This is a genomic window from Methylobacterium sp. WL19 (assembly GCF_008040005.1).
Taxonomy (GTDB): domain Bacteria; phylum Pseudomonadota; class Alphaproteobacteria; order Rhizobiales; family Beijerinckiaceae; genus Methylobacterium; species Methylobacterium bullatum.
This window is the reverse complement of the sequence record NZ_VRVC01000156.1, coordinates 1-9,992: the sequence shown is the minus strand read 5'-3', so window position 1 is coordinate 9,992 and position 9,992 is coordinate 1. Positions and strand designations below refer to the sequence as shown.

11 protein-coding genes and 1 pseudogene are annotated in these 9,992 nt (G+C 61.6%); 2 read left to right on the top strand and 10 right to left on the bottom strand.

What is annotated here, in order from left to right; all coding sequences use genetic code 11:
* Window positions 1-273 (bottom strand): hypothetical protein (locus FV220_RS25860; protein WP_210245963.1); only part of this gene is annotated, 273 nt, incomplete at its 3' end.
* A gap of 29 nt (window positions 274-302) precedes the next feature.
* A complete protein-coding gene (locus tag FV220_RS22085; protein WP_147833234.1) occupies window positions 303-1,028 on the bottom strand; it encodes a thermonuclease family protein in 726 nt (241 codons plus the stop codon).
* A 105-nt stretch (window positions 1,029-1,133) separates the two neighbouring features.
* On the opposite strand from FV220_RS22085, the gene FV220_RS22080 reads away from it, so the two are divergent.
* Window positions 1,134-1,358 (top strand): hypothetical protein, encoded by a 225-nt coding sequence (locus FV220_RS22080; protein WP_147833233.1) that lies wholly within the window; start codon window positions 1,134-1,136, stop codon window positions 1,356-1,358.
* Between the two features lie 53 nt (window positions 1,359-1,411).
* Here the strand turns inward: FV220_RS22080 and FV220_RS22075 are convergent, their stop codons facing one another.
* From FV220_RS22075 to FV220_RS22060, 4 genes are all read right to left on the bottom strand, one after another.
* Window positions 1,412-2,065, bottom strand: coding sequence for an SOS response-associated peptidase (locus FV220_RS22075; protein ID WP_147833232.1), 654 nt, complete (start codon window positions 2,063-2,065; stop codon window positions 1,412-1,414).
* 12 nt (window positions 2,066-2,077) lie between these two features.
* Window positions 2,078-2,299 (bottom strand): hypothetical protein, encoded by a 222-nt coding sequence (locus FV220_RS22070; RefSeq protein WP_147833231.1) that lies wholly within the window; start codon window positions 2,297-2,299, stop codon window positions 2,078-2,080.
* A 1,245-nt stretch (window positions 2,300-3,544) separates the two neighbouring features.
* Window positions 3,545-3,844, bottom strand: coding sequence for a hypothetical protein (locus FV220_RS22065; protein WP_147833230.1), 300 nt, complete (start codon window positions 3,842-3,844; stop codon window positions 3,545-3,547).
* Window position 3,845: 1 nt separating this feature from the next.
* Entirely contained in the window at window positions 3,846-4,514 is a 669-nt protein-coding gene (locus FV220_RS22060) for an AAA family ATPase (protein ID WP_147833229.1), read from the bottom strand.
* Between the two features lie 447 nt (window positions 4,515-4,961).
* Between FV220_RS22060 and FV220_RS22055 the strand changes: the two genes are divergently transcribed.
* Complete coding sequence (locus tag FV220_RS22055; RefSeq protein ID WP_246689515.1) at window positions 4,962-5,714, top strand: hypothetical protein; 753 nt, start codon at window positions 4,962-4,964, stop codon at window positions 5,712-5,714.
* 308 nt (window positions 5,715-6,022) lie between these two features.
* On the opposite strand, the gene FV220_RS25655 is transcribed toward FV220_RS22055, so the two are convergent.
* The 4 genes and pseudogenes from FV220_RS25655 to FV220_RS25855 form a co-directional block, all read right to left on the bottom strand.
* A complete protein-coding gene (locus FV220_RS25655) occupies window positions 6,023-6,172 on the bottom strand; it encodes a hypothetical protein (protein WP_187273495.1) in 150 nt (49 codons plus the stop codon).
* A gap of 259 nt (window positions 6,173-6,431) precedes the next feature.
* On the bottom strand, window positions 6,432-8,411 hold the full coding sequence (locus FV220_RS22050; protein ID WP_147833228.1) for a Calx-beta domain-containing protein: 1,980 nt from the start codon (window positions 8,409-8,411) through the stop codon (window positions 6,432-6,434).
* A gap of 445 nt (window positions 8,412-8,856) precedes the next feature.
* Window positions 8,857-9,621, bottom strand: coding sequence for a hypothetical protein (locus tag FV220_RS22045; protein ID WP_210245962.1), 765 nt, complete (start codon window positions 9,619-9,621; stop codon window positions 8,857-8,859).
* Window positions 9,622-9,734: 113 nt separating this feature from the next.
* Window positions 9,735-9,992, bottom strand: a pseudogene (locus FV220_RS25855) (hypothetical protein); the annotation flags it as partial.

Here is a 9,992-nt window from a genome sequence, read left to right as displayed (position 1 = left end):
CAAAACATATTCATGAGTTGTCTTTGATCGTGCGTTTATTGCTTCTATTATATTGTTTTCTTCATTTTTAGCTTTATTGGAGATATTATTCGAATTATCCGTTTCTAGTGATTTGTCATTGGGGACAGGTTTGGAGTATTGCTTGGAGCACCAATCCGTTTTGTTGGGGTATGAATTTACGCACCATTCATATAGACTATTATCAGCATAGCTATAGTTTGATGATAATATGCCCATAAATGAAATAGCGCACAGGAAGGATTTATTGTTCAATTTTCTATCTCCCACGTGTTTTTAAATGCTTATCCGCGAGGTGCGCGCCACCCAGCTGCCCGCGCCTCATCCTCCGAGCAGAACATGCGCTCGCCGTCCTTCTCGCTGATCCGGGTCCGCTCGTAATCGCGCGATCCAGGGACGTGGAAGACCTTCTCCCCCTTTCGGCTGATGTTCCCCTTGATCGCGCAGCCGCCGGCCTTGAGGGCCGGCTGCGGAGGCGTTGGCGAGGGTATGGGGCCATCCGGGCCGCCCGGCGCCGCGAACCCCATCGTCATGGTGCGCTCGCCCTTGCGCCAGTCGCCCGGCATCGTGAAGGAGCCGGCCCAAATCCCAAGCTTCTCCGCCTTCGCGGTGTTCTCGGCCGGGACGTAGTCTTCTGAGTACCGGCGATACGCGACGGCATGGCCCTGCGCCACCAGCCACCCATTCAGGTCCTCTGTGCCCTTCCGGCAGACCGCGACGGTGCGCCCGTACTTGTCGGTATCCCTAGGATCGCAGGAGACGGGCGTGGAGCCGATCCGGTCGGCCAGCGCGAGGGCAGCGGCCTGCCCGCATCGGAAGGCCTTCCCTGCCCTATCCTGGCAAAGCTGACCGCTCTCCGGTGCATCAATGCCATGAAGGCGGATGCGGGTGCCGCCGATGTCGAGGGTGTCGCCGTCTACCACCGAGGCCCGGCCGGTGATCGGCTCGGCCGCGAAAGCAGGAGCCAGTGACAGGACGAGGAACAAGGCGGGAAGATGCATCGATTTCATCAATACCGGCTATCGATTTGATCTGTTGGAATGATGGTGCACCGCAGCGCATATCCCTCTCATCAGACGGGGCGCAGTCCCCGAAACTCTTGAGGGATAAGTACCATGACCGTTCGTAAAATCGTGCTCGCCGCTCTCGCCGCTGCCACCCTGACCGGTACGGCGATGGCTGAGGATCGCGTGAACATCACGCCGACGCTCTACCGTGAGCAGGCTCGCGTTACGGCATCGGTTCGTCCGGCCTCCGAGCTGACGACCACGCCGTCCCTGACCCCGCGTGCCCCCGCGACCCGGCGCCTCGTTGCCGACGCAGAAGCCTCGGCCCGTTAAGACGACTTCCTGGCCGGCTTGGTCCCACCACCAGGCCGGCCGCGATGCGATCTTCATTCTGCCGGATCGCGCCGCGCGCCTGTCGCCACCACCTTCATCATGACGTCGGGAAGCGGGCGCTGTAGCTCAAGGGCGACCTCTGTCGGCGCCTCAAGCCACGTCCGCCACTCTTCTGGTGTCGTCAGCAGGACAGGCATTGCCTTCGGGTGGACCGGGCCGACGATTCCATTCGCGTCACAGGTGAGGAACGAGAACAGCCGGTGCTCGGCCTCCTCCCGGTCGGGGTTCTCGGCCTTGGTGCCGCGCACGCCTGTCCAGGGCCGCCAGATGCCGGCGAAGGCAAACAGCGGCCGGTCGTCATCGAGGGCGAACCACGTGGGCGTCTTCTTCGGCTTGGTGTCCGCGTACTCGCTGAAGGAGGACACCGGGACGAGGCAGCGGTATTCCGGCTTGAGCCAGGGCCGCCAGTGCGGGCTCTTCACGTTCCGCACATTGGTGACGGGGTGCTCCCCGTACTGCTTCGGGCCGGGGATGCCCCATCGGAACATCTCAAGCGCGCGCCTGCCGTCCTCGATCCGCACGATGGGCGCCATCTGGTCGGGGAAGATGCCGGGTATCCTCGGTAGGTTGCCGGCGCGGTCCTCGCTCACGCCAAAGGCCTCACGGATTTCCGCCTGCGACGTGACCAAGCTGTAAAGGTTGCACATCGCTCACGTCCTCTAGGAGCCGCAGGCTGCTTTTTCGCACCGGGATTGCCACGCATCTCGCTCGGCCCTGACCTCGACCAACTCGCGGCGTAGCGCTTCGATCTCAGCATGCAGCTCGCCGGCATCCACGGCCAGCTCGATGCACTGCTCTTGGACCTCGGCGAGCTGTGCCCGCAACTCGCCGTTCTCGACGGCGACGGCGAGGAACGGGACGTGCTGTGCCGTATCGCTCATGCGGTCCCCTGCCCCGGGTCAGTTCTAGGGCGGCGGGTCTATCCCAGTCGGCAAAGCACCACCAGTACGGCAGCGGGGCTCGGGTTCAGGATGTCTTTCAGGGGTTAGGACGGATGTGAGATGCGACGGCAGGCAGGAGGGCGCCCTGAGGCGCCCCCCTGCCTTCACACCCACCCTGTGCTCCTACGAAGGGATGATACACGAGACCTTCGATATGGACTGTATGTCTACGTTGCGCAGGGTTGGTTCCCTGAAGTGCTCGATGTCATACTTCCCCTCGATAGTACCCTCTCGGATTGTTCCCACATACGTACTGCCGTCTTCGATGATCGCCACCGATTGCAGTCCAATATAGAGGGACAGACAGCCTCCCAAACTCCGAGATATGACGGTGTCTCCATCGTTGTATCTTGGCGAGTAGTAGTCACCAATGATTTTGAACGAGAGGTTTTCTTCTGGCGCGGTCACGATCTGCTTGCCCTATGTGTGGGAGGCTTTGTCATGAGGCGTAGTTCGCAGGGTATGGATCATGTACAGCTTTTCTGTGCATCTCGCAGGTAAAACGGTGGATGTGTACAGGATTTATGCACACCGAATGCTGTCTTGTGCCCTAGAACTACTCAACGTATCAGGGCTACCACCGAATAGAGCGGGGCGGAATGCCCCTTTGTACGGAGCCGTATTGTGGACCCCTGCGGCGGATTGACTCCCGCCGGGCGGGAGTGGTGAACGGGACGGGCGTTCAGCGGCGTCTACAGCATCCCGAAGATGCCTCATCGCGATTGCCAAGGAAGTTCGTCAACGCTATTGATGACGTCGGTCGCTGTTACCTCGTCCATTCAGTTGGACCATTTTGGACTGCTACCCATCTGTCCAGGCGACCTCGTGCTAATCAGCAGGAGGTCAAAATGGAAACTAAAGATAAGATGCGCTGCCCCTTCGTCTATAAGGGCGGGAAGCGGTGTGAAGGACATGTAACGCGAGTTAAAGCCTTCGGGCCGTCACTCGATGATGGTATCTATGTTAAGAAAGTCCGGGTGTGGTGTTCTCTAAAGGATAATCACGAAGGTACAGCCTCGACATGGGAAAGTAAGGAGCGGATGGAGTTCTATCCGGATAAGCTCCCTGCTGATATACATCACCCTGTCCTCGCCCTGTTCGACCGGGGAGAGCGCGAAATTATCCTCTAAAAGCGAGGGCGCACCGGCTTCCCGGTTGCGCCCTTTGCTCGTTCTGTGGGAACGATCAAGAACGCTCGTGCTTCGCGAGGACGTGTTCTATCCCTTCCGTCACCAGTGCCTCAATCGAGTTGCCGGCCCTACCGTGCTCGGTGACGAGGTCCCGGGATAGCTCCCTGATTTTCGCCACGAGGTCGCGGTCGAGCCACACCGTGAAGGCCTGTCTGTTTGCCCGATGATCCCGCCGACTAGGTAAAGGTGTAGGTGTTGCTTTAGGTGGAGTTGTAGGTTGAGGTTTTTCCGGTACGTCGAGGATGGGCTGCTCCCCGATTGTGAACGCCGCCGAAAGGCCGGGCTTCTTCGCCATCCTACGTCTCCACGCGCTTACGCTTGACCCTCAGGCCGATCTGCTTGGCTACCCACCGGAACAGGGCATCGATCTCCTCGGCGCCTTTCCCATCGGGTTCCAGCTCCTGAATGGTCCGGCCATCGTTGAAGCAGGACTTGAACGCCTTGCGATGAGACACCGTGGGGGCGCCGTTCGCATTGCCGATTGGGATGCCCCTGGCGGCAAATCCCTTCGAAGCCTCCTTCACGTCCGTTTTCCGGCCGGACACGTCGACGTCGGAGAAGATCACGAAGTGCTTCTTCCCTATGGCCTCCAACATGGACGCCGTGCTGGGCACGGCATCCATGTCCGCGAGCGAGGTGCGCGAGGGGATGAGTACCAAGTCCGACAGCTCGGCCGCGCGCTTTCCCATCGCCTCGGATTTCCCCGCGGTGTCGATGAAAACCAGTTCGGCTCCCTGTGCCTCGAAGGCTTTCAGGGTCGGCTCTAGGAAATCGGGAGTTGTCTCAGGACGAACAGGAGGTCCGTCGATCTGACGGCGCGTCGACCACATGCGAAGGGTCGCTTGCGGGTCGGTGTCCACAATCGCGGTGAGGATGCCGGCATGGTGCGCGGCTACGGCAAGATGGGCTGTCAGGGTGGATTTGCCGATCCCCCCTTTTAGCCCGACGAGGCTGACGACGTGCACAGGGCACCTCCACGGATCGACGGAATGCTGTGCATACCGTGTACGTGTAGGGCGTAAAGATACGGTTTCCGTTTAGGTCTCACTTTACATTTAGGTGTAGGTTTACAGATAGGTTGATATCACCTAGCGCTGGCTCTAGCTCTCGAAAGAGGGGGCTATGGGTTTGACGTAAGGGCCGGCTTCGGCCGACAAGAGGCGCTTCGGTTAACGACATCCTTCGTGAGTCGTGAGCCGGCAGGAGAGATCACCGCCGCGAGATAGACCCTGAAACGACTACGGCCCCCCTGTCGCCAAACAGGAGGGCCGCAAAAATCGAGTGGCTCGGGAGCCGGTTTTCAACTCCCCACAAGCCACATGATGCCCTTGGGTGTCAAGACGGAACGCCAATTCCGTCCACGATGAAGTCGTGCCTTGTGCCTGCCTGCGGCCCGTAAGGGACCGAGGACGATGTTTCACGCGACCATGGCCGCCGCCATCGACGGCGCGCGGACGCTTGCGCAGATGGACGAGCTGTCGCGCCAGGTCTGGCAGGGGCACGGGGGAGGGGCCTTGGACGACGTCCAGGCCCAGGCGCTCGCCGAACGGCTCCACGCCCGCCGGAGCGCGATCCGTGAGGGCATCGTGCCTGTCGGCATCCCCGCCGGCCGTGTGAGCCTGTTCCCGCCGCGCAGGAGCGTCGCCAGCCCCGACAAGGCCGCCTCTCGCGACAGGCGCCGCCTGCTAGCGTGCTCGGGACCCATGCCGCCGGCCCTCGCTGCTCGCTTCACCACCGGCCAACTGGCGGTCCTGCGCATCGTCGCCGACGAGGTCGCGGCCAAGGGCGTGTGCGGGCTGTGTGTCGATGCCATCGCGGCCCGGGCCGGCGTGTGCCGGCGGCTTGCGCAGGGCGCCATCCGCCTCGCCGAGGGCGACGGGCTGCTGACGGTCGAGGAACGCCGTCACGAAGGCCGGAGAAGCTCCACGAACCTCGTCCGCATCATCAGCCGGGAGTGGCAGGCATGGATGCGGCGCGTCGGCCGGGCGAAGGCCGGGGGGGGAGGGTGCAAAGAGATTCACCCCACGGATAGTAGAGTTCTAACTTCGGGGAAAACCGAGGCAAGCGGAACCCTAAGAGAGCTGCCAGCACGGCAGGGTCGCTCTCATGGCAGCGGCTCGCGAGGCACGTTCTGGGTAGCGGGACGGACAAAGGCTATGCGGTGAGGGTATGCGGTCGTTCGACATGACGGACGACGCCTTCCTGGCATCTGCAGAAGCTATGCACACACTCTCGCCGAACTTCGGGAGGAACCTCTGTGTATCGCGCGTCGGGAGCACGCCTCGCCACGCCAGCACATCGGAGCACGCCCGTGATCAAAATCCTGACGGCGATCCTTTCGGTTTTTGTGGTCCTGGCGCTGGGGGCCTGCTTGACGGTCCTGACGCTTCCCTTCCGAGCCATACGCAGCTTGGCTCGTAGCCGAACCGTGCCTGCTTGAAGTGATCGCCTGCAGAGAGGCGCCCTAGGCTTTCTACACGACCTTCAGCTTCGCGACCCGGAGCCCTGCCTTGCGCCAACTGACACTCAGGCCGACCACCGCGAGTTTGCCGGCAAACACCGCCAGCCCCTTTCGTAGGTGGTCCGCATCGCGCCAGCCGGCCGCCACAACGGATTCCGGCATGTGCCGGCCCGGAGCCGACAGTATCGCTATGGTGCGCGCTAGGAGCGGCGTCACGCCAATCCCGCCGCCGGGCCCGGTCAACATCAACGGCGCCACGTACACGCCGAACAGTCGGCCGGGGAACGGAATGCGTGTCAGACCTGCGCTTCGAGCGCAGCGGCCTCGCACATGCCGACCAGCGGCGAATACGGGCAAGGACTTTAAGCGACTTGGGAGCCTTGGCCGAACAAGGAGCGTTCGGCCAAGTGGTGTGGCGTGCTTACGCGACCAGGAAATCGAGGTGAGTCAGCGCCACCTTGTCGTGGTTGTCGATGACGGCGAACTTGATGGCCTTGGCGGCGCTGCCGCTGCCATCCGCGTCGTAGGATAGGACACCAGTATCGTGGTCGTAGAGGATGCGGTCGTTCGCATCGACTTTGGCGCCCGTGACGGCAAGATCCTTGAACGCAGATGCCGCAAGACTGCCGGCCGAAAGCGCCGCGAAGATGCTCTTCGACAGCTGGATCGTATCGTCAACGGCCGAGAAGTCGGTAAGATGGTCGATGTTGGTAGAGCCGAGCTTCGTGCTGAACACGAACGTATCCTTACCGGCCAGACCCGTCAGCGTATCCGCCCCGAGGCCGCCATCGAGATTGTTGGCACCCGCGGTCCCCTTGAGCACGTTACCAAGGCCATTGCCGGTGGCGTTGATGTTTGTGGTGCCGGTGAGCGTCAGGTTCTCCACGTAAGAGCCGGCGAGCGAGTAGGACACTGACGCCTTAATGAGATCGGTCCCGCTGGCACCGCTCACCTCTATGGCTCTGTCACCGATTGCGTCGACGATGTAGGTGTCCGAACCTTCCCCGCCGATCATCGTATCGGCACCGGCCTTTCCGTCGAGGACATTAGCGGCCTCGTTACCAATCAGGACGTTGGTGAGACTGTTCCCGACCCCCTTGATTGCGCTGCCGCCAACGAGTGTGAGGTTCTCGACATTCTTCGCCAGCACATGGCTGACCGTGGCCATCACAGTGTCAGTCCCATAGCGATCGGTAGCGGTATCGGCGGCCTCAACAATTTGGTCGTTCACGTGATCCACGACGTAGGTGTCGTTGCCCTTGCCGCCATGCATGACATCGGCACCGGCGCCACCAATAAGAACGTCGTTCCCTGCCTCCCCCGATAGGGAATCGGCCCCCGCTGAGCCGAATAAGACGTCATCTGAACTGGAGCCCGACATTGGCTGTCCGCGCGGTGCAGTACCGTCATTGTCGAGGATCGCTGCCATGGCGATAGACTGCCCCAGCAGCACGTTGGTGCTCGGTGTGTAGAGTTCGAAGGTGAAGGCCTCGGTCGGCTCGGCCTCCGTATCGTCGGTGATGGCGACCCGTACGGTCTTCAGGGTCTCACCAGGTGCAAAGGTGAGTTTTCCATTGTCGCTGGCGTAGTCGTCGTAGGCGTTCGCGGTGTTCGTGCGCCAATTGACCGAGACCGCCCCGGTGGCCGGGGCTGAGAGCCTGACCACAAACTCGGCATAGCCCGCACTCTCTCCGACCGTAACGTCATCAACCGTTATGGTCGGCTTGCTCACCGCTTTGCCATCACTGGCTGCGATCACCGCGATGCCGGTCGTGTCGGTGCTGCTGGCTCCGACGAGATGCGACAGGTTGAGGGCGAAGGTTTCCGTACCCTCCCGGATGATATCGTCGTTCAGGGAGACGCTGACCACCTTTGTGGTTTCACCTGCCGCGAACTGGAGCCCGCCGCTGACTGCCTGATAGTCTGCGCCGGCCTTGGCCGAGCCGTTCTGGGTGGCGTAGTCCATCGAGACGGCGCTGTAGCTGGGACGGTCGAGCGTCACGACGAAGCGCGCTACTCCTGCGGCCTCGTCGACGATGACATCGCTCACCGACACCACCGGGCGGCCTGCATCTCCGTCGTTATCGATGATGGTAGCAAGGGCCTTCGAGCTTCCCAGCAGCACGTTGGTGCTCGGTGTGTAGAGTTCGAAGGTGAAGGCCTCGGTCGGCTCGGCCTTCGTATCGTCGGTGATGGCGACCCGTACGGTCTTCAGGGTCTCACCAGGTGCAAAGGTGAGTTTGCCATTGTCGCTGGCGTAGTCGTCGTAGGCGTTCGCAGTGTTCGTACGCCAGTTGACCGAGACTGCCCCGGTGGCCGGGGCCGAGAGCCTGACCACAAACTCGGCATAGCCCGCACTCTCTCCGACCGTAACGTCATCAACCGAAATATAAGCCGGCATAACCACCCCAAAATTTGACGGACAATTTATTGGGTTGGAGTTCTGTCACAGTGGTACTTAGGCGTCTAGTTCACTTCATAGAATGGAATTAACGAACTCAAAATTTGCAAAACCACGGAATGATAGTAAATTTCATGGTCCTGTTTCTTAATCAAGATATGGTAAAAAATTATGACTTGTTCTTATAGCTAAGTAGGCCGCCGTCAGTGTGGGGCAATCCTCGAATTACCGTATCATCCATCGAGGACGTCGTAACGGCGCATCACCCATAACTACGCCGGTTAGAGTAAAAGTTGCCGACGTGTAAGCCTTGACCGGTGTAGCTTTCGCCGAGCGGGGTCCGGAGGTCTACTTTCGCTATTGGATTGTCGGCGGAACCCTCCACAGGTATCCCCGCATTGTTGCCGACCGAGAACCATCAAGCGGCCGGCAATTCTTAGAATTACTATCCGCGGCCCGTTGCCATCCGCGTGCCGAGAACCGGTTTGCGGCTGATGACATCGCGGGCCGGCTCGACCGGACGCGTCGTCGTTTCCGGCTTCCGATCCCCGGCCTGTGCCAACGAGTAAAGATCAGGAACGGACACGGTTTCGGTGAGAGATGACGGCTGGATCGCGCGGACCTCCGGCAGGAACTCAACGATCTCGAACCGTCGGCGTCGGGTGAAGTGATGGACATGGTGCGCTCGCGGAAGGCTCAAGGTTCCGCTGCCATCGCTCTGCGTGCGGATTTGGTCCTGGAAGGCAACGGCGTTCCCGGCGTCATCCACCCAGAGATCGCGAACCTCTCGGCCAAGCTCCTCACGAGGCCGGCCCGGCTGAACCCTGAAAGCCTCCACGCCCGGCAGCATCGAGGTCTCGCCGGCCGCCTCCAGCGCTCGGTTCGCCGTGTGCGTGGTGCGCTCGGCCCGAGCCCGGAGCGAGAGGATCGCGCGCGCCGTCGCAGCCATCGTCGGCAGCTGGCGCTCGCACAACTCCCGGAGTTCCGATTGGTCCGAGGTCGCTTGCTCCACGATCCGCGCCAAGGCCGCCCGCTTCTCAGCTTCATCGGATTGCGCAAGCTGATCGGCGAAGGCTGCCACGAGGGCTTTGGCGCGATCCAGCCGTATGCCGGCATCCCGGCGAGCGCCGTCGAGGGCGCGGAGGGCATCGTCGGTCGCCGACAGAAGGCCGGCGGCATAGGCGGCCTCAGCCGCCTCGATGGCGGTCATAGCGGCGCCTAGCTCGGCTTCGGCGGCCTCCTTATTCGCGGTGATCTCGGCGGCTGGGGCCGGCGCCGGATCGCGGGCGCGTGAGAAGAGGCTCTTCATGATCGAGCGGGCCATCAGTGCCGAGACCCGTTCAGGCTTGCCGCGACATCGGCCCAGGAAACGACGTCTTCGGCGGCGGTTGCCGACGCTGCGGCCGGCCCGGGGAGCGTTGCAAGAAGATCGACAGCGGCTTGAGGCGCCATGTCGGTCTTCGTCGCGAGAGCGATAGCGAAAGCCTCGCGGCCAACGGCATGGGGCGACGTGACGATAAACTGGCACCGGGCACGCTCCCGGGTCGCACCATCCAAGTGGTTCGAGCTCTTCGTGACGGT